This window comes from Kribbella jiaozuonensis, assembly GCF_005233875.1.
GTDB lineage: Bacteria > Actinomycetota > Actinomycetes > Propionibacteriales > Kribbellaceae > Kribbella > Kribbella jiaozuonensis.
Genome location: NZ_SZPZ01000001.1, coordinates 2,091,633 through 2,111,068, shown reverse-complemented (window position 1 = coordinate 2,111,068; position 19,436 = coordinate 2,091,633). Strand labels below are relative to the sequence as shown.

The 19,436-nt window shown below is 68.5% G+C and carries 15 protein-coding genes; 3 read left to right on the top strand and 12 right to left on the bottom strand.

Annotated features, from left to right (window positions below):
- Positions 1-53: 53 nt before the first annotated feature.
- Positions 54-614 carry an isochorismatase family protein gene (locus FDA38_RS10165; protein WP_137253759.1) on the top strand — a complete coding sequence of 187 codons (561 nt, stop codon included), beginning with the start codon at positions 54-56 and terminating at the stop codon, positions 612-614.
- 87 nt (positions 615-701) lie between these two features.
- Here FDA38_RS10165 and FDA38_RS10160 read toward each other — a convergent pair whose 3' ends face one another.
- A complete protein-coding gene (locus tag FDA38_RS10160) occupies positions 702-1,220 on the bottom strand; it encodes a TetR/AcrR family transcriptional regulator (protein ID WP_202877609.1) in 519 nt (172 codons plus the stop codon).
- A gap of 198 nt (positions 1,221-1,418) precedes the next feature.
- Between FDA38_RS10160 and FDA38_RS10155 the strand changes: the two genes are divergently transcribed.
- Positions 1,419-2,327, top strand: coding sequence for an oxidoreductase (locus FDA38_RS10155; protein ID WP_137253757.1), 909 nt, complete (start codon positions 1,419-1,421; stop codon positions 2,325-2,327).
- Positions 2,328-2,365: 38 nt separating this feature from the next.
- Here the strand turns inward: FDA38_RS10155 and FDA38_RS10150 are convergent, their stop codons facing one another.
- The 3 genes from FDA38_RS10150 to FDA38_RS10135 all read right to left on the bottom strand — a co-directional run bounded on the left by FDA38_RS10150 (position 2,366) and on the right by FDA38_RS10135 (position 7,647).
- Positions 2,366-4,684 (bottom strand): ComEC/Rec2 family competence protein, encoded by a 2,319-nt coding sequence (locus tag FDA38_RS10150; RefSeq protein WP_233714623.1) that lies wholly within the window; start codon positions 4,682-4,684, stop codon positions 2,366-2,368.
- Positions 4,685-4,853: 169 nt separating this feature from the next.
- Positions 4,854-6,734 (bottom strand): ComEA family DNA-binding protein, encoded by a 1,881-nt coding sequence (locus FDA38_RS42970; protein ID WP_233714622.1) that lies wholly within the window; start codon positions 6,732-6,734, stop codon positions 4,854-4,856.
- 70 nt (positions 6,735-6,804) lie between these two features.
- Positions 6,805-7,647, bottom strand: a complete 843-nt coding sequence (locus tag FDA38_RS10135) for a DegV family protein (protein ID WP_137253755.1) — start codon at positions 7,645-7,647, stop codon at positions 6,805-6,807.
- 53 nt (positions 7,648-7,700) lie between these two features.
- Between FDA38_RS10135 and FDA38_RS10130 the strand changes: the two genes are divergently transcribed.
- Positions 7,701-8,210: a pyridoxamine 5'-phosphate oxidase family protein gene (locus tag FDA38_RS10130; protein ID WP_137253754.1), complete on the top strand. Its 510-nt coding sequence runs from the start codon at positions 7,701-7,703 to the stop codon at positions 8,208-8,210.
- A gap of 657 nt (positions 8,211-8,867) precedes the next feature.
- Here the strand turns inward: FDA38_RS10130 and FDA38_RS10125 are convergent.
- From FDA38_RS10125 to FDA38_RS42965, 8 genes are all read right to left on the bottom strand, one after another.
- The gene (locus FDA38_RS10125) at positions 8,868-11,438 is read right to left on the bottom strand and encodes an ATP-binding protein (RefSeq protein ID WP_137253753.1); all 2,571 of its coding nucleotides are present in this window, start codon (positions 11,436-11,438) and stop codon (positions 8,868-8,870) included.
- A gap of 171 nt (positions 11,439-11,609) precedes the next feature.
- Complete coding sequence (locus tag FDA38_RS10120; RefSeq protein ID WP_137253752.1) at positions 11,610-11,804, bottom strand: hypothetical protein; 195 nt, start codon at positions 11,802-11,804, stop codon at positions 11,610-11,612.
- Positions 11,805-11,904: 100 nt separating this feature from the next.
- On the bottom strand, positions 11,905-12,324 hold the full coding sequence (locus FDA38_RS10115) for a YjbQ family protein (RefSeq protein ID WP_137253751.1): 420 nt from the start codon (positions 12,322-12,324) through the stop codon (positions 11,905-11,907).
- A gap of 65 nt (positions 12,325-12,389) precedes the next feature.
- Positions 12,390-14,870, bottom strand: coding sequence for a leucine--tRNA ligase (gene leuS / locus FDA38_RS10110; RefSeq protein ID WP_267901741.1), 2,481 nt, complete (start codon positions 14,868-14,870; stop codon positions 12,390-12,392).
- A 177-nt stretch (positions 14,871-15,047) separates the two neighbouring features.
- Entirely contained in the window at positions 15,048-16,037 is a 990-nt protein-coding gene (locus tag FDA38_RS10105; protein WP_137253749.1) for a helix-turn-helix domain-containing protein, read from the bottom strand.
- Positions 16,034-16,801 carry a phytanoyl-CoA dioxygenase family protein gene (locus tag FDA38_RS10100; protein WP_137253748.1) on the bottom strand — a complete coding sequence of 256 codons (768 nt, stop codon included), beginning with the start codon at positions 16,799-16,801 and terminating at the stop codon, positions 16,034-16,036. Before FDA38_RS10100 ends, FDA38_RS10105 begins: the two co-directional genes overlap by 4 nt.
- 98 nt (positions 16,802-16,899) lie before the next feature.
- Positions 16,900-18,669, bottom strand: a complete 1,770-nt coding sequence (locus FDA38_RS10095) for a GMC family oxidoreductase N-terminal domain-containing protein (RefSeq protein WP_137253747.1) — start codon at positions 18,667-18,669, stop codon at positions 16,900-16,902.
- Complete coding sequence (locus FDA38_RS42965) at positions 18,669-19,196, bottom strand: hypothetical protein (RefSeq protein ID WP_233714621.1); 528 nt, start codon at positions 19,194-19,196, stop codon at positions 18,669-18,671. The genes FDA38_RS10095 and FDA38_RS42965 overlap by 1 nt, the downstream gene beginning before the upstream one ends.
- Between the last annotated feature and the right edge of the window lie 240 nt (positions 19,197-19,436).

Sequence of the window (19,436 nt, the reverse complement as noted above, 5' to 3'; positions counted from 1 at the left end):
GCCACTCCGACAATCCAAGTGCGCACCCTCGCCGAACCAACCAAGATGACCCCATGACCCAACCTGCCGACGCGTTGATCGTCGTGGACATGCAGACCGCTTTCGTCTCCGGCACGGATGCCGTGCCTGGAGCTGGTGAGCTGCTGGCCCGCGTAGGCGAGCTGCTCGACCGAGCGCGCGAAGCCGGCGCAGTCGTCGTACATCTGCAGAACGACGGCCCGCCCGGCGCCGACGACGAGCCGGAGACGCCTGGTTGGGAGCTTTACCTCCCGGTGAAGCCCGGCCCACGCGAGCACGTCGTCCGCAAGCCCCGCGACGACGGCTTCGATGCGACGCCACTCGGAGAGATCCTCGTCGCCGCCGGCGTCCGCTCACTCGCCATCTGCGGCGTCATGTCCGAGATGTGCGTCCACGCGACCGCGAAGACAGCCCTCGCCCGCGGCTACCACCTGCTCCTCCCGCACGACGCCCACGGCACCTACAACATCCCCGCGATTCCCGGCGTATCCGAAGAAGTCCCAGCCCACATCGCCTCCCGAGTAGCCGCCTGGTCCCTCGGCAACCAACCCGAAAACACAATCCCAACCGCATCCGTCACTTTCGCCCAGCTCTAGACGGTATGACGTGACGCCTTCGTCGTGACGGGGTTGTGGGATCACCCTCGCCGCGCCACCTCTTGGTCGCGAACCCGCGGGGAGGCGTCAAGGGTGGGCTCGGAGGGTGTCGGTGGCCAGGTCAGCCAGGTGGGCGGAGGGCGTGTTGGTGCTGCTGTGAGCCTGCATCGCGAGGGCGCCGACGAGAATGGCCGACAGGTCGTCGACGGAGATATCGGGCCGGGCGTCGCCGGCCTGTTGAGCACGGACCAGCAGGTGTCCGAGAGCTGCCATCAGGTCTGTGCCTGCCGATGCCACGGCGCTCTTGAGGTCACTGTCGGGGCCGGCCGCGGCCAAGGTGTCGAACAGGGCCTTGTTGGTCGTGCCCTCGAGGACCAGCCGCTTGAAGAAGCCGAAGAACGCCGGGCCTGGGCCGTCGGCGACCGCCAGAGCCCGGGCCTCGACGCCCAGGCGCTCGAGCACCGTGAGAAGGACCGCCTCGATGAGAGCGTCCTTGGTCGGGAAGTGGCGCGAGACCGTGCCGGTGCTGACCTCCGCGCGTCGGGCGATCTCTGAGATCGGAACAGCCAATCCCTTCGTCGCGAACGCGGCTTCGGCGACTTCCACCACCCGAGTGCGGTTCCGCTGTCCATCGGCTCGCAATGCCCTGCCCGACTCAGCCATCGGTCCCCCGTACTCGGACCTCGCATCGGACCTCGCATCGGACTCCGCATCGGGCGCTGCATCGGACCGTTGCTAAACGGGATGCCCGTCCCGTATCGTCATATCCGGGATACACATCCCGGATAATAGCAGGAGGGTCCGATGGCGATAGCTGATCAGTCAGGCCGCACCGTGTTCATCACGGGAGCCAGTGCCGGGGTAGGTCGGCAGACCGCGATCGTGCTGGCCGCGGCCGGTGCGACCGTAGTGCTGGGGTGCCGTGACCTCGCCAAGGGCGCTGCGGTTCGGGATCACATCCGAGCCGTGACGCCGGCCGCGCGGGTGAGCGTAGTCGCTCTCGATCTCGCCTCGCTGGAGTCGATCCGTGAGGCTGCGAAGCAGGTGTGTGCGGAGCACGATCGCATCGATGTCCTGATCAACAACGCCGGCGTGATGCGGCCCCCACGCAGTACGACGGCTGACGGGTTCGAGCTCCAGTTCGGCACTAATCACTTGGGTCACTTCGCCCTCACCGGGCTGTTGCTGGAGCGACTGCTGCCAGTTGCCGGCTCGCGGGTCGTCACCGTCGCCAGTCCTGCGCACCGCCAGGGGCGGATCGACTTCGACGATCTGCAGTCGGAACGGCGGTACCGGCGATCGGCGGCCTATGCCCAGTCGAAGCTGGCGAATCTCCTCTTTACCTATGAGTTGCAGCGCCGACTCGCGGTGGGTGGTGCGACGACCGTGGCACTGGCTGCCCACCCCGGCGGTGCCCGCACGGAACTGAACCGGAATCTGCCGTTTCTGTTCCGCGGCGCGTCGTGGGGACTTGCCCGCCCGATCACCCATCCGGTGGAGATTGGGGCGCTTTCGATCCTGTACGCGGCGGTCGACCCGGGGGCGCTGGGCGGCGAGTACTACGGGCCGGATGGTCTGTTCGAGTTCAAGGGGCAACCGACGCGGCTCGAGTCGACGCCCCGGTCACACGACGCCGCGACTCAACGGCGGCTGTGGGAGGTATCCCAACAACTCACGGACGTGCGGTACGACGCGTTGGCGAAGAGCCGCTGAGCGTTCAGACATCACCTCATACCGTCCGGTCCTGAACGTCACGGCGCGGGATGTGTTGTGGTGAGCGCCAGTTGGTTGTGGTTGTTGGTGACGGCGAGGGTGCCGCTCACGTTGGTGGTGGCGGTTCGGATGGCGTCATGGGACAGGAGTTCCAGAGTCCTGGGGGCCGGATGGCCGTAGTCGTTGTCGCGGCCGGCAGAGATGAGAGCCAGGCGGGCGTGGGTGGCGGCGATGAATTCTGGCTCCTGCTGGGCAGAACCGTGGTGTGGGACCTTCAGGACATCGGCCCGTAGATCGACACCTGATGCCAGGACTGCCCGCTGGGATTCGGGCTCGAGGTCTCCGGTGAGCAAGATGCGCAGACCGGCGACCTCGACCATCATCGCGATGCTGGCGTTGTTCTCCGGCGACCCTTCATCCGACGAGGTCGCGGACGACGTGCCGGGCGCAGGCAACGCCGGTACCTTCGCCGGCCACAGCGTGGTCCAACTCAGCTGACCAACGACCCGCTTCTCGTGGAACGTGACCGTCCGCAAACCGACCCCATGGTGCGACGCGAGCTCGACCACCCGGTCGTACTCCGCCCGCGGCGAGAAGTATGGCGTCACCTCGATCTCATCGACCTTCCGCCCGTTGAGTACGCCGGCCAGGCCGCCGACGTGATCGGCATGGAAGTGGCTGAGTACAAGCACCGGGATGTGCTTGATCCCCAGGTCCCGCAGACATCGATCCATCGCGGCCGGATCCGGACCCGTGTCGACGACAACCGCCGTACCCTCACCGGCTCGGAGCACAAGCCCGTCTCCCTGCCCGACATCGCAAACCGCGAAGACCCAGTCGTCGGGCGGCCAACCGAGCGAGCCGACAGGTCGCAGTACGACGACCGCCAGCACCACCACCGCCAGGATCATCGCGATCGGCCGGGCCAGGATCCGGTGCAGGCCGAGCACGAGCGCCAGGCAGAGCAGGGTCAGTACGACGATCCCGAGCGCGGTTGCCGGCCAGGCGTTTGCGGCGCCTGGGAGGCCGGCACCCTCACGGGCGACCAGGATGATCCAGCGCGCAGGCCAGCCCGCGGCCCAGCCGACCAGCTGGGCTAGTTCCGTGCTCAGCAAGGCGACTCCGGCCGCGATGAAGCCGAGGATCGTCGCCGGACCGACCGCTGGTCCGGCCAACAGATTCGCCGCAACCGCGACCAGCGACACCTGCCCCGAAAGCCACGCGACGACCGGCGTACACGCGAGCTGAGCAGCAAGCGGACACGAGATCGCATCAGCCAGCCACCCCGGCAACCACCTCGCCAACGCATCCCGCCAGCCGGGTCCGAGCAGGACAATCCCCGCGGTCGCGAGCACCGACAGCGCGAACCCGGCCGAACGCGCCAACGACGTGTCGAGGAGCAGCAACACAATCACCGCGACCGACAGACTGCGTACGGCGCGACGCCGCGCTCCCCCGCTGGTCATCGCAGCCAGCGCGATCAGGCCCATCGCGGCCGCTCGGAGCACGCTCGGCTGTGGCCTGGCGAGGATGACGAAGACCACGACCATCATCACGCCGACCACGGTCAGACCGCGCGCACGCACTCCGACCAGCCGCGCCAACGGGAGCACGAACGCCAGCAACAGGGTGAGGTTCGTCCCTGACACGGCGGACAGGTGAGTGAGGCCGGTGGTCTGAAAGTCCGAATTCAACTCGGCAGACACCCCGGACACGTCGCCCATCACCAGCGCCGGGACGAGACCGCGGACATCATCAGGCTCGTTGGCGACAGCCTTCCGGAGGCCGGCACGAACCTGCTCAGCGGCGCGCAGCCACCACGGCGGTTGATCCACAACCCGCGGCGGCGAACGGGTCGAGAGCATCGCCGCAACATCCGAGCCGTCCTCGACAGCCTCCAACCTGCCGGTGGCGTCGACATGCTGGCCGTACCTGACGGTCTGCCACTTAGCCGTCCCGATGAGGAAGACCGGCGTACGGATGCGGGTCGTGGTCATGCCGGTGGAGCTGGAGTGGGTGCGTACCTCCTCGACGATCGCTTTGACGACGACGTACGGCGGACGTCGACTGGTGGTGCTCTGGCGAAGCGACGGGTCCCCTTCGATCTTGAGGCGAACGTTGACGCTCGCCGAGTCGGCAGCCAGCCCGCGAATCGGCCCCGCGCGAAGGCTGGCGGACTGCAGCGCCGCAGCAATCCCCAACCCACCGACCACAACCAAGGACCCAGCCGCCGCCCACCCGATCGTCCGCTGCGGGTGCATCTGTCTACTGCGCAGGACCAGGCCAAGCGCGACGGCAAGCGCAAACGCAACAACGGAGACAACCACAGCAACAACCGGCCGCTCCCCAACCAACACAACCGCAGTAACCCAACCCACCCCCGCCGGAGCCAACAGCCGCACATCGAGCGGTTCACCCACAGGCGGCTCGGTCAGAGGCGGGTCGGCCGTGGGTGCGTTCGAGGTGTGTGGGTTGGGGGCGGGTGGGGTGCTAGTGGGGAGTTCGTGGCTGGTGGCTGGTTGTTTGTTAGAGGCGGACATGGGGTTTTAGGGAGTCGAACTTTTTGGGGCCTACGCCGGGGACCTCCTGGAGTTGGTCGATGGTGGTGAAAGGGCCGTTCTGGGTGCGGTAGTCGAGGATCCGCTGGGCGAGGACGGGGCCAACGCCGGGGAGGGCGTCCAGTTGGGCGAGGGTGGCGGTGTTGAGGTTGACGGGGTCTGTGGATGCAGTGGTCGGCGTGGATGACGTGGTTGCGCCGGGTGGGTTGGTGGGTGGGGGTTGGTTCGGCAGGCCGACGTTGATCTGCTCGCCGTCGGTGATCTGGCGGGCGAGGTTGAGGGTGGTGAGGTCTACGCCGGGGAGTGGGCCGCCGGCCAGGGCGAGTACGTCGGCTATGCGAGAGCCCGTCGGGGCGCGTACGAGGCCGGGACGGCGGACCTTGCCGGCGACGTACACGACGAGCAGCGGTTGGCCAGGTGAGGTTGCGGCGCCGGGCGACTGGTTGGTGCCTGGGGATTGGTTAGTGCCTGGAGGCTGGTTAGTGCCGGACGGTTGGTTGGGGTCGGATGACGGATTGGTGCCTGGCGACTGACTGGCACCGGGTTCCGGTTGGCCGGTGTTGGGTTGTGTCTGGCCGGGTTGGGTTTGGCCGGAGGTTGGCTGGGCGACGGGTGAGCCGGTGGTAGCGATGCTGGGTTGGGCGTTCGGGAGGGTTTCAGGCCGGGCTCGAAGGAAGGTCCAGGCGGCCCAGGACAGGCCCACGGCCAATACAGCGAGCAGGACGAGGACGTGCCGTGGCGTGAGGGTCCAGCGAGCATCTCGGAGTCGCTCGGGCCGGACCTGTTCCGGGATCCATCCACCTCGCACCTCGTCATCACGCTCCTCCAGGTAGTCGTCGCGGGGGTGCTCGCGACTGGGGTCGGTCGGATTGTGAAGGTTCTCGCCATCGCCGCGACCAACGTGCGCAGCTAGCCCCAGGCCTCGTCCAACCGCGTGCGTGGACTGGTCGCCGCCACGGCCACCGCTGTGCGCCCGTTGGCCCGTGTCGCCACCAACTGCGTCAGCAGGCTGGTTGGCACCTCGGCCTGCTCCATGCACAGGCTGGTCGCCGCCGTGACTCACGCCGTACGCGGACCGGTCGACACCCCGGGCAACTGCGGGCGCAGGCCCGTCGCCGCCATACCCCGGTTGGTCGCCGACGCGGCCCACGCCGTACGCCGGTTCGTTGCCGATGCGGTCCAAGCCGTACGCCGGTTGGTCGCTGCCGCCGGTCACGGCGTGCGCTGACTGGTCGGCAGCTCGGACAACCGCAGGCGCGGACTGGTCACCGTCACGGCCAACGCCGTACCCCGGTTCGTTGCCGCTCCGGGACACGGCGTGCGCAGACTGGTGGACGTCCCGGGCAAATGTGGGCGCAAGCTGGGTGCCGCCGCGGGCAGCGTCGTACCCCGGTTGGTCGTCAACGCCCACGCCGTACGGCGGTTCGTTGCTGGTACGGGACACGTCGTACGTGGACCGGTCGGCGGCCCGGGGGGCTGCAGGCGCGGGCTCGTCGTGGCCGCGGACGACGCCGTGCGGCGGTTGGTCGACGGCATGGGTCAGGTCGTGCGTCGGCTGGGCGTGGTCGCTGGTGATGGCGTGCGTTGAGCGGTCGACGCCTTGGGCGGGTGTGGGTGCGGGCTTGGCGTCGTTGTTGTCAACGCCGTACGACGGGTGGTCGTCGGCGTGGCTCGCGTCGGGCGTCGGGTGGTTGGTGACGGCGGGGTGGGCGGGGGCGGGGTGCGCGGTGTTGTGGGTGGGTGGGAGGGCTGTGGTGGTGGGGTGGGTGGGGGGTCGGGCGGCTAGGCGGGCCAGGGCTCGGGCTCGGGTGGTGGGGTCGGGGGTTGAGGTACGGCGGAAGGCCTTCACGTGCAGAGAAAGTACGAGTTCGGGGCGGCCGCGGGACGACGACTTCGGACCTGTGGAGAACCTCGGGTGGTTAGCGGGGGCTGACTACTACGGCCAGGAGGCCGGGGCCTACGTGGGCGCCGATTACGGCGCCTACCTCGCGGAGGACGACTTCTTCCGCTTTGGGGAGGCGGTTGGAGAGGTCGTCGGCCAGGGATTGGGCTTTTTCCAGGCTGGAGAGGTGGTGGACGGCGAGCTGGACGGGGGCGTCGCCGGCGCGTTGGACGGCGATGTCGGCGAGGCGGGCGATGGCTCGGCTGGAGGTGCGGACCTTTTCCAGGGGGACGATGCGGCCGCCGCTGATCGTGAGGAGCGGTTTGACGGCGAGCGCCGTACCGAAGAGGGCCTGGGCGGCGCCGATGCGGCCGCCGCGGCGGAGGTACTCGAGGGTGTCGACGTAGAAGTACGCCGAGGTGAACTTCATCGTGGCTCGCGCCGCTGCCTCGACCGCGGCGGCGTCCGCCCCGGCGGCGGCTGCGGCGGCCGCCGCGAGGGCCGGGAAGCCGAGGCCCATGCCGAGCGAGCGGGAGTCGACCACCCGGACCGGGATCGGTGACTCCTTGGCCCCGATCATCGCGGCCTCGAACGTGCCGGACATGTCGCCGGACAGGTGGATCGACACCACCGCTTCGGCGCCGTCGGCTGCGCAGGCGGCGTACGTGTCAGCGAAGGTCTGCGGGGCGGGGCGGCTGGTCGAGACAGGCGTGAATGTCTTGAGCGCCTCCGCGACCGCGTCGGCCGACGTGGCGCCGTCGTCGTACGACGTGCCGCCGATCACGACCTGGAGCGGTACGACGGTCAGCGGGTGGCGGAGCACCTCGTGCGTGGACAGACCGGCCGTGGAGTCGGTGACGACCTGCACGCGGGCTGCCATGCAGCGAGGTTACCGGACAGTTAATGTCTGAGCGGAGTGCCAGACTCCGGATTATGAAGGAGACAGTGGCGGAGGTCACCGAGATGCAGGGGTTGCTGGACACGGCGTACGCGCGGTCGACCCAGCATCTGCGGAACATCATCAAGGACCAGCGCCGGCTGGATGCCGAGGAGCTGGTGCGGGTTCTGACCGGGATGTGCACGCTGAATCTCGCCACCGTGACGGCGCGGGGTGAGCCGCGGATCAGCGCGGTGGACGGGCATTTCTTGCACGCGCGGTGGGTGTTCACGACGTCCGGGTCGGCGGCGAAGGCGCGGCAGCTGAGGAAGCGGCCGGCGGCGAGTCTCTCGTACGTCGACGGTGAGCGGATCGGGGTGTTCAGCCACGGGGACGTCGAGTTCCTGACGCCGGAGCACCCGGACTTCGCGGAGATCGAGGAGCATCTCACCAACCACTACGGCAGTTCGCCGTCGAGCTGGGGTGACGACATCGTCTACTGCCGGCTGCAGCCCCACTGGATGGTCGGCTACGCGTTCGACAAGGCGGCGGTTCTCAAAGATTAGCGAGGTGAAGGCCACCCCTCCCGGGCCTTCACCTCGCTTGGGACTACTGCCGGGCTGGTGGCGTCCCCACGTGCGTCATCAGCCCGGCCTGTCCTGCTGACTCCCCCTGGTTGTCAGCCTGAAGTTGATGGAGCCTCGACGAGCTACTCCCCGTATCCGGTACCGCGCAGGACCGGCCTTGACCGCGAGCTCGTCGAGGTTCCGGGAGGTCCCAGCGGCCGGCCCGCCGACGGGTGACCAAACCCGTCGGTTACCCGTGCCGGCCGGGTCGTGGCACTCGTCCCCTGTGTCGTGTGCCTGACCCGATGCTGGAACCCCGCCCCGGAAGCGGTGCCCTGACGGTGCACAGCGTCCGGTACAGGCAGGACAGATCCACACTCCACAGCACCCCGGAGCTCTCGACAGCCGCTCGGCGCCCCCACCAACCAGCCGCCGGATGCCCTCCGCGTCGCCTTCGCCGCGCCGGCCGGCAGTCCGGCGGTGTCCCATGGCCTCTTCATGGTTCACCACCTCTTTCGCTGCCGCCGCCCGGTGTCGGACTCTGCTTCGTGGAACCTGCCCTACGGCTGTAATTCTTGGTCCGGCAGCCATGTCAGGACGAGGCAGATCAACCGGCAGTTACCCGGCAGCTTCCGCGGATCCACGTCATAAAAGCGGTCAGGAAAGAGCAGACAGTACGTCGTTCGCCAGCCGCTGCACCGCGGCCGCCGGATCCGGCTCGGGCCAACCGTCCGCAGCCGAAGCACTCTCACACGACTCCTGCAGCACCGCCCACGCGGTCGGCAGCATCGGCGGGTCCATCGACCGCTGCCACGCCAGCAACTGCCCGCACAACGCATCTCCCGCGTCCGAGCGTCCCAGCGCGTGCAGCACCGCCACAGCCTCCGGCAGTACTTCGAGGAGGTACACGACCCGCCCTTCGAGCAGTAGCCGGTTCACAGCATCCCGGATCGACACCCGCGCCTGCTCGACCTCACCGGCGGCACGCGCCAGCCGGGACCGGTACAGCATCACCAGGTAGTCGAAGTACCCGCGGTGGCCACGGATGTCGGCGTCGGCCTGGTCGAGCAGCGCCCGCGCCTCGTCGTACCGGCCGTCGTGGAACTCGACCATCGCCAGACAGCCGGCGACCTTGGTCCGCTCCGGGTCGTCCGAGGCCTGACTGTCGCGGGCGAGCACGGCCCAGTGACGCGCCTCGGCCAGGTTCCCCAGCTCGAGGTCGACACGGCTGAGCGCCATGTACGCGATCTCGTCGGGATAGACGCCCGGATTGACCAGTGCAGCCTCCCAAGCGAGCAGGAGCTCCTTGGCTTCGACCAACCGACCCCACCGCAGCAGAGCCAGCCCACAGGTCGCCTGCACGGTCGCAGACCGCTGTACGTCGCCATGCTTGCGAGCGTCGTCTACCAGCGCCGGGATCTCGGCCAGGCTCTGTGTGTCGAGCAGATGCGAACCGGACGACACCCAGCCGCCACGAGCGACCAGACCCATCTCGGTCTCGCCCGGGATCAGCGTCCGCGCCTCCTCGTAGTGCCGACGCGCACCACGGATGTCACCGGTCAGACTGGACAGCCGCCCCGCGATCGCGAGCAGCCGGCCACTGATCTCCTTGTCGGACACCTGAGAAGCGCACAGCGTCGCCCAGCGGATCCCGCTCTCGGCCACACTCGCCTGGTACTGCCACGCGATCCGGAACCCCAGCACGATCCGCGCAGCCGCGTCCCACTCCCCCAGCTCGGCGGCCCGCTCCAGCGCCACCTCGAACAGCGCAGAGTTCGCATGCGCCGCCCGGTACTGCCGGTCGCGGTCCGGCGACGACCAAGCGCCCTCCAGCCCCGCGACGTACGTCGAACACCACGCGACCGCCCGGTCCCGGAACTCGACCAAGTCTGAACCCTGCGACGTCAGACCGGCGTACGCGTGCTCCCGGATCGTCTCCAGCAGCTTGTACCGCGAGCCGTACAGCTGCTCGAACTCGAGCACCGGCTGCAGCAGCGACTTGTCCACCAACTCGGCCAGCAGCATCGGCACGTCGAGACCGTCGATCGGATCGCCTGTACACACCCCGGCCACCGCTTCGAGCGTGAACGGCGACCCCAGCACCGAGCACCGGTACAGCAACTGCCGCGCCGCATCGGACAGCGCGTCGACGCTCCAGGCAATCGTGTCCGCCAGCGTCCGCTGATGAGGTGCGCCGAATCGCCGCGGCCCCGACAGCAACCGGAACCGATCGTCCAGCGCCGCCAGAATCGTCTCCACCGACAGCGACCCCGCCCGGGCGGCCGCCAGCTCGAGCGCCAACGGCAGCCCGTCCAGCCGGCGACACAGGCGAGCCACGGTCGGAGCGTTGGCAGGCGTCAGAACGAATTCCGGCCGTACCCGGGCCACTCGGCGGCAGAACATCTCGACGGCCGGCGACGCCGCGATCTCGTCGAAGTTCTCGTCGTTCGGCGGTACGCCGAGCACCTGCACCCGGCGTACGACTTCATCCGGCAGCCCCAGCGGGATCCGCGACGTCACCAGCACGCCGATGCCCGGGAAGCTGCGGACCATCCGGTTGGCGACGGTCGCGACACCGTCGAGGACGTGCTCGGCGTTGTCCTCGACGATGACCAGATCACCGGGCCGGCGGCCGGACAGTACGTCATCCAGGTCCGACGTACCGGGGGCTGTGCCGAAGGCGTCGAGGATGGCTGACGGTACGGCGGCGTCGCGCTGGACCGTGGTGAGGTCGACGACCACCACTGTGGTGTCCGCGCCGGAGAAGCGGTCAGCCGCAGCCAGCGCGAGCTCGGTCTTGCCGACTCCGCCGGGGCCGACGAGCGTGACCAGCCGGTTCTGCCGCAGCAGGCCTTCCAGCTCGAACAGCTCCTGCTCGCGCCCGACGAGTCCGTCCGGGATCGGCCGCGTGCCGCGCCAGCGCAGACCGGTCGGGGCCGGATCGGCGACGGATATGACAGCAGGCTGCACGACCCGACGCCCAGTACCGTGCCCGGCCGCGGCGAGGAACTGCGAAGGGTCCTGCAGACCGAGCGCGGACGCCAGCAGCCGGACCGAGTCCTTCCGCGGCCGCGCGACCCGGCCGGCCTCGATCTCGCGGATCGACCGGACACTCAGCCCGGCGCGGTCGGCCAGCTCCTCCTGGGAGAGGCCGGCCTGGACCCTGAGGTCGAGCAACAGATCGGCGAAACCCCGCCGACCGTCAGCCCGGCCATCCGTGTCCGACACAGCACGTCACCCCTCTGGAGGCCCCACGTTCCTGTCACAACATAGCGTGACGTGCGTGTCTGTGCGGGGCCTGACCGGCGTGCGGGATGCGGCCTGGGTCACACCAACTTGTTGATCAAGGCAACAAAAGCAAAGCTCGGAGAAAAGCCTGCGGGATCAGAAATGCGTGTTTCAAGCAGTCGCGCGAACCGAGCGGGATTCATTTTCGGCGGTGTACAGAGAAAGGATGCCGGACCAGTCGTCGATGCGTGCGCTGGTGTCGGCGCGACCCGCGTCGGCATTCAGCAAGCTGCCGTCGCAAACCCCTCGGGTTGCGCGAACCAGGAGCTCAACGGTGACGTCGCGCAAGGTGTCCAGGGCTGCCATGCCGCAATTCAAGCGGAGTCGTGTTTCGCAAACGTAACGCGATCGGCAACATCACGATAAGTCACCAAAATCCCGGGAATGATTGTTACCCGGTGGTCCGTTAACCGGGCAGCCAGGAAAGCCGGACCTGGCGCTGCGGATTGTCCACATTGGTGTCGACCAGGCAGATCGATTGCCAGGTGCCGAGCATCAACCGCCCTTCGAGCACCGGAATCGACGCGTACGGCGGAATCAGCGCCGGCAGCACGTGGTCGCGGCCGTGTCCGGGCGAACCGTGCCGGTGCCGCCAGCTGAAGTCGCGCGGCAGCAACTCGTCCAGCACCGCGAGCAGATCCGTGTCGCTGCCCGCACCGGTCTCGAGGATCGCGACCCCGGCCGTCGCGTGCGGCACGAACACGTGCAGCAGCCCGTCGCCCTGGGCCTGGTGGGCCTCAGCGGCGACGAACTGCTCGCACCTGCTCGTCAGGTCGAACACGACCTCGGTCCCGCCGGTCGCGATGTCGATCAGCTCAGAGCGCATCCCAGCAGCGTAGCCCTAAGACAAATGTCGCCCGGCCCCACGACATGAGACCGGGCGACGTGCGCTCAGGCCGGGACGATGTTGACCAGCTTCGGCGCCCGCACGATCACCTTGCGGGTACCGCGGCCGTCCAGCGCCTTCTGCACCGCGTCCGAGTCCAGCGCCAGCTTCTCCAGATCGGCGTCGGAGATGTCGGGCGCGACCTCCAGCCGGTCCTTCACCTTGCCGGCCACCTGGACCACGCAGGTGACCGTGTCCTGGACCAGCAGGGCCGGGTCGACCTTCGGCCAGCCGGCCTTGGCGACGGTCGGCTCGTGGCCCAGCTCGGCCCACATGTCCTCGGCCGTGTACGGCGCGACCAGGCTCAGCAGGATCGACACCGTCTCGACCGCCTCGCGGACCGCCGGGTCGGCCGCACCCGGGCCGGAGTCGATCGCCTTCCGGGTCGCGTTCACCAGCTCCATGATCCGGGCCACCATCACGTTGAACCGGTGCGAGTCGATCAGCTCGGTCGCGTCGGCCACCGTGCGGTGGGTCAGCTTGCGCAGCTCGACGTCGCCGGTCGAGGGATCCGAGCCCAGCGGCGCCTCGACCGCAGCAGCCAGCCGCCAGGCCCGTTGCAGGAACTTCAGCGAGCCCCCCGGCGACATGTCGGCCCAGTCGATGTCGTCCGCGGGCGGGCCGGCGAACACCATCGTCAGCCGGACCGCGTCGACGCCGTACTCGTCGATCTGGTCGCCCAGGTTCACGCCGTTGCCCAGCGACTTGCTCATCGCCTTGCCCTTGTTGATCACCTGGCCCTGGTTCAGCAGCCGGGTGAAGGGCTCGACGACGCTCAGCAGGCCCATGTCGTGCAGCGCCTTGACGAAGAAGCGCGCGTACAGCAGGTGCAGTACGGCGTGCTCCTTGCCACCGACGTACTGGTACACGGACATCCAGCGGTCCGCGGCAGCCTGGTCGAAGGCGCCCTCGGTGTACTGCGGGGACAGGTAGCGCAGGAAGTACCAGGACGAGTCGACGAACGTGTCCATCGTGTCCGTGTCCCGCTCGGCCTTGCCGCCGCACTTCGGGCAGTCGACCTCGACCCACTCACGGTCTGCGGCCAGCGGCGAGACGCCCTTCGGCTGCAGGTCCGCTCCGCGCAGGTCCGGCAGCTCCATCGGCAGCTGGTCTTCCGGAACCGGCACCTCGCCACACGACGGGCAGTGGATGATCGGGATCGGGCAACCCCAGTAGCGCTGCCGGCTCAGCAGCCAGTCGCGCAGGCGGTAGTTGATCGTCCGCTCGCCCAGGCCCTTACCGTCCAGCCAGTCGATGATCCGGGACTTCGCGTCGGCGATGTCCAGTCCGTCCAGGCTGATCTCGTCGTTCGCGCTGTTGATCGCGGCGCCCTCACCGGTGTAGGCCTTGCCGTCGAAATCGGCGGGCGGCTGCACGGTACGGACGATCGGCAGGTCGAACTTCTCCGCGAACTCCCAGTCCCGGGTGTCCTGGCCGGGCACGGCCATGATCGCGCCGGTGCCGTAGTCGGCCAGCACGTAGTCGGCGGCCCAGATCGGGATCCGCTGCCCGGTCACCGGGTTGATCGCGTACGAACCCAGGAAGACGCCGGTCTTCTCGCGCTCGGTGCTCTGCCGCTCGATCTCGGTGGTCGCCTTGACCTTGGTCAGGTACTCGTCGAAGGCAGCCTGCTGCTCCGGCGTGACCAGCTCGGCGGCCAGCTTCGCGTCCGGCGCGACCACCATGAAGGTGGCGCCGAACAGCGTGTCCGGACGGGTGGTGAACACCTTGATCGGCTCGTCGTGGCCCTCGACCTCGAAGTTCGCGAACGCGCCCTCGGACCGGCCGATCCAGTTGCGCTGCATCAGCAGGATCTCTTCCGGCCACTGCAGCAGCTCCATGTCGTCCAGCAGCCGCTGGGCGTACTCCGTGGTCTTGAAGTACCACTGGGTCAGCTCGCGCTTGGTCACCTCGTGACCGCAGCGCTCACAGCGTCCCTGGATCACCTGCTCGTTGGCCAGCACGGTCTGGTCGTGCGGGCACCAGTTGACGTACGACGCCTTGCGGTACGCCAGGCCGCGTTCGTACAGCCGCAGGAACAACCACTGGGTCCAGCGGTAGTACTCCGGGTCGGACGTGTGCAGCCGGCGGGACCAGTCGAAGCTGATCGCGTACCGGCGGATCGACTCGGCCTGCGTCTCGATGTTGGCGTAGGTGAACGTCGCCGGGTGCTCGTTGCGCTTGATCGCGGCGTTCTCGGCGGGCAGGCCGAACGAGTCCCAGCCGATCGGGTTCAGCACGTCGTACCCCTGCTGGAACCAGTAGCGGGCCAGCACGTCGTGCAGTGCGAACACCTCGGCGTGACCCATGTGCAGGTCGCCGGACGGGTAGGAGAACATCGTGAGCGCGTAGCGCCGCTCGGCCGAGCCGTCGTCCTTCGCCTTGAACGGGTCCAGCTTCTCCCACACCGGACGCCACTTGGCCTGCATGGCGTTGAAGTCGTAGCCACCCCTGTCGATGGGGGTGTCTTCCACCTGCTCGCTCACGGTCCTACTCCATACTTCGGGTGTTTGTTGAGCCTTAATGTGCCAGATGGCACGCCTGGACATAAAAAAGCCCCTCACGCAGGAGGGGACGCCGCACTGACCACTGCCAGCACGGCTACATAAGGAGCAGGCTCACTCGCATGTAACCAGAATACCACTGCGCGTCGGGCCGTCGTTCTAGATGAACTCGGTGCCTCCGGCGCGGCGGTGGTTGCCGGGGGTGCGGCCGTATTTGCGGCGGAAGGCTGTGGAGAAGGGGCGTACGTCGGAGTAGCCGCAGGCGTGGGCTACGTCGGTGATGGTGAGGGTCGGGTCTAGGAGGAGCTGGGCGGCTAGCTCGAGGCGTAGGCGGCGGAGGGTCGACATGATCGACGCACCGGTCTGCTGGGTGAAGAGGCGCTCGGCGTGACGCTCGGAGAGGTGGGCGGCTGCGGCGACGTCCCGGACGGTGATGGGGCGGGACAGGTTGTCGCGGAGGTGTCGCTGCATCGCTTCCACCACCAACGGACCGCGGTCACGCCGGACCGGCTCCACAGCAAGGTCTTCGTCGAGTGCGAATGCACGAGCCGTCTCCAGAACCAGAGTCGCACCCAGGGCGCCGAGCGCGGTGCCGTAGCCGGCAACCGGCGCAGCCGCCTCGGCGGCAAGCGCCGAGATGAGCGATGGGATGGCGCCGCCCCGGCTGGATATCACCGGCCCGTCGGGCCGGGTGAGACCGGACCACCACCCTGGAAGGTCGGGGGCGACTGCACGGCGGTTGTCGCCGGGGTGATGCGGGGTGGCCGGACGGCGGTCGGCGCTGGGGAGCGTTGGCGCCTCCCCGGCTCGGATGCCTGAGGCGGCCGGGCGGAAGGTGAAGCCCCAGAAGGCGATTCCTAGTGGGGCCGAGTGCGACGACTCGATTTCGTGGACGTCGCCGGGGCGGGCGAGGAACAGGGAGCCGGGTGCGACGTCGTACTGGACGGAGCCTGAGTTGAAGCGGCCTTCGCCGGAGTACGCGAGGCAGACCTCGTGGAAGGAGTGGGTGTGCCAGTAGTTGCGCCAGTACTCCGGCCGGTAGTGCCCCCAGCTGAGGAAGTCCGCGTGGAAGCCGTCGACCTCGCAGGACTCCAGTAGTCCCGCGAGGTCGACGAACCGATCCGCCGCAGCGACGGACGCAAGGCTCAAACGGCACTCCTGCCGGTCGGGTCGACTCCTCGCAGCATCATGCCCTGACCGAGCGACCAGTCGTGCGTCTTGACCGCCGGCGGGTCCGACGGGTCGCGGTACTGGATCAGCCACGTGGTCCGGGCCGCGTCGCTGGTGTTCACCCCGGACCCGTGGACGGTGAAGTAGCTGAAGAACAGTACGTCGCCCGCCTCGGCCGGCTGCGGCGTCGCCTCGTCGAAGGACGGCTCGAGCAGGTGGTACGACCCTTCCGCCTCGTGCTCGCGCGGACCGGACTTGTGACTACCGGGAATGACCCGCACGCAGCCCTTCTCGACCGGTGCGTCGTCGAAGTGGAAGATCGCCGCACCGACGCGGTGGTACGTGTGCGGGAAGAACGGGTAGTCCTGGTGCAGCGGGAACGGCGAACCGTTCTCCGGCGGCTTCACGAACAGCTTGGTGTGGTGCAGCTGCACGTTGTCCACACCCATCACCGCGGCGGCCACGTCGGTGAACCGCGGGTCCACCAGCAGCTTCGAGAACGCCGCGTCGTAGAACTGTGCGTCGTGCAGGTGCTGCAGCTTCGTCGGCGCCTCGGTCATCCCCCGGGCGGCTCCCCAGGTGGGGTCGTCGGACCGGTTCAGCTGGGCCAGCAGGTCGTGGCTGCGCTGCCGGTAGTACGCCGCTTCTTCCTTGCTGAGCAGGCCTTTCACCAGCACGAAGCCTTGCTCGGCGTACTGCTGTGCCGTGGTCGACAGGTCGGGCCTGTCAGAAGTGATCGTCATCTCGAAGTTCCTCCTGATCGGGTACTTCGAGCCTACGAACGCCGGCGTCCGGACGGGAGGACCCGCCCGGACGCCGATGTTCGTCAAACGGACATGCTCTAGAGACCGAGCTGCCCCATCCGCACGCTGATCCGCGGATCCGTGGACACCACCGGAGCGCCGGAGCGGACCCACGGGTCGCCGCCGAAGTACGTCTTGAAGATGTTCTCCGCGGTCCGGGTCGCGAGCGCCTGCGAGGTCAGCGTCGGGTTCGGGCCGCCCAGGCCGTTGGACAGCGCCGAGTTGTCCGCGATGAACAGCCGGTTCACCGCGCGGGCCTCGCCGCGCGGATCGAGCACCGAGTTCTTCGAGGACGAACCCATCCGCATCGACGACTGGACGTGCAGGATCAGCGGTGCCCAGTCGATCCGGTACACCTTCTTGGCACCGGCTCCACGCAGCAGCTCGGCCGCCTTCCGCGCCATGAACTCGCGGTTCCGCAGCGTGCGCTTGGTGCGTTGACGCTGCTTGAAGGTGACCTTCGGGATCGGGCCGTTCTCGTCCGCCGGCAGCGCGGACAGCGTCACCCGGTTCTGCGCCTCGACGTCGTCGTCGGTGATCACCAGCACGCTGAGCAGGTGATCCAGCCCGTGCGACAGGACCTCCTTCAGCTCCGGACCCATCACCCGTCCGGCCGGCCCGTCCCACGGTCCGGTCGCGCCGCGGCCGTTCTTGTACTGGCCGCGGATGCCGCTGTCGGACAGCGTTCCCGCGAAGGCGGCCAGCGCGGGCGGGAGGCCGACGTTCTCCAGGCCGCCGTACCCCGGGTAGTCGAGGCGGGCGCTCGAGCCGACGCCCTTCGGGTTGCCGGTGTAGTCGTCGAAGACGCCGAACACCCAGTCGAAGAAGTGGTCGGTGTACCCGCGTCCGACCCAGCCGTTCGGGTTCGGCAGGCCGGAGTTCATCCACAGCCGCGGGTTCTCCGTGCACCCACCCGACATCACCACGACGCGCGCGTCCTCGCGATGCTCTTCACCGCCGGACCGCCAGGTGACGCCGGTCGCCGTCAGCTGACCGTGGACCTTCTCGGCATGTACCCGCGTGACGAACGCATCGGCGACCAGCTCGACCGGCTTGCCCCCGGACGACCAAACGTCCGCAGTCAACGCCATCGGGACGTAACTGTTGTCCGTGGACCGCTTCGCGAACTGGTTGCGCGGGGCCCCCTTCGGCCGCATGCACCCCTGGAAGCAGTACCCGCAGAACGTGCATCCGGTCGCCTTCGGATGAACGAGCAGGCTGGAGTCAGACGTCTTCCCCGCCGTACCACCAGGCTGCAGGATCGCGTTCTCCTGCGGACGGTACGACGGCCGGTGCGTCGTCTTCGTGGTCTGCACCGGCAGCCCGAGCGTCTCGGCCCCGCGGAAGAACGTCTGCTCCTTGTGACCCATCGCCGCGGTCATCACCGGCATGGCCGCCTCGACCCATTCGAAGTACGGCACCAGCTCGCCGTACGTGAACGGGAAGCGGTGATTGACGTCGTACTGCGACTTGTCCGCGCCGTCGTACCCCTCGAAGACACCCGGGTACGCGCGCGGGTAGTTGCCGTAGAAGTGCTGCGTCGTCCCGCCGACGCCGGACAGCTGCCAGACGAACGAGTTCTGCGGCCACTCGCGGAACCAGGCCGGCTTCGACCGGTCCGACGGACCCCAGCGCAGGTACCCGGTGAGCGGGTTGTTGGCGTCGTCCTCGTACGTCGTCCAGTTCTCCCGCGGGTGCGCGTTCCGCGGTCCGGCCTCGAGCAGCAGTACGTCGAGACCTTGCGCGGCGAGCTCTTTCGCCACGACCGGCCCACCACCACCGGCTCCGATCACGATGACGTCGCGCATCAGTCGTGCACCTCCTGGCGCCCCTGGTAGTAACCGATGAAGTCGTCCCAGCCCTCGACCGGTCCGTGTGGCTGGTAGCCGGTGGCAGCCCAGCCGACCGGTCGCTTCCGCAGCGTGCGGCTGACCTTGTCGTAGACGGCCGACTCGCCGTACGCACCGAACGTCGCGAACTCGATCAGCGCGCCGCCGACGAACTTCAGCAGCCCGGACACCGATTCCTTCAACGGCTCCGGGAACTGGACGTCGAGCAGCGCGACCAGGTCCGCGTCGGTCTTCTCGATCAGCTCGAACGCCTGCGCCTTCTCGGCGTACGAGAGGCGGGCGAACGGCGACAGGTGCGGGCCGTTCACGGCGAGCGGATTCACCTGGGTGGCCATCAGGTTCAGCAGGCCGGCGATCGGGAACGACAGCGGCAGCGCCTCGTCGCTCTCCAGGTAGGCCGCCAGCGCCTTGTCCAGCGTGTGCAGCTGCACGGGGAGTACGTCGAGGCCCGGCAGGTCGATGCGCGAGTCGGCGAGGCCGGTCACCCAGGGCGGCCCCGATCGGCTGCGCGAGCTCGTCCGGGAACGGGACGAAGTTGTCGAGCGAGTTGATGATGAAGTCGGTCGCACCGGCCTCGATCGCTCCGGGTGTCGGGCTCGGCGTGCCCTGGGTCCGCGAGTACGCGTCCGGGCCGGGCATCGCGAACACGGTCAGCCCGTTGAGCGTGTCCCGCGCGAGCTCCGCGAGTACCGGCTTGATCAGGCCGACGGCCGGCGGCAGCAACG

Bases quoted from the DNA above. Each gene is read 5' to 3' on its own strand.
- FDA38_RS10095 (WP_137253747.1), bottom strand. From the start codon at position 18,669: ATGCGCGACGTCATCGTGATCGGAGCCGGTGGTGGTGGGCCGGTCGTG.
- FDA38_RS10130 (WP_137253754.1), top strand. From the start codon at position 7,701: ATGAAGGAGACAGTGGCGGAGGTCACCGAGATGCAGGGGTTGCTGGAC.
- FDA38_RS10155 (WP_137253757.1), top strand. From the start codon at position 1,419: ATGGCGATAGCTGATCAGTCAGGCCGCACCGTGTTCATCACGGGAGCC.
- FDA38_RS10120 (WP_137253752.1), bottom strand. From the start codon at position 11,804: ATGGCAGCCCTGGACACCTTGCGCGACGTCACCGTTGAGCTCCTGGTT.
- FDA38_RS10115 (WP_137253751.1), bottom strand. From the start codon at position 12,324: ATGCGCTCTGAGCTGATCGACATCGCGACCGGCGGGACCGAGGTCGTG.
- FDA38_RS10100 (WP_137253748.1), bottom strand. From the start codon at position 16,801: ATGACGATCACTTCTGACAGGCCCGACCTGTCGACCACGGCACAGCAG.
- FDA38_RS10165 (WP_137253759.1), top strand. From the start codon at position 54: ATGACCCAACCTGCCGACGCGTTGATCGTCGTGGACATGCAGACCGCT.
- FDA38_RS10135 (WP_137253755.1), bottom strand. From the start codon at position 7,647: ATGGCAGCCCGCGTGCAGGTCGTCACCGACTCCACGGCCGGTCTGTCC.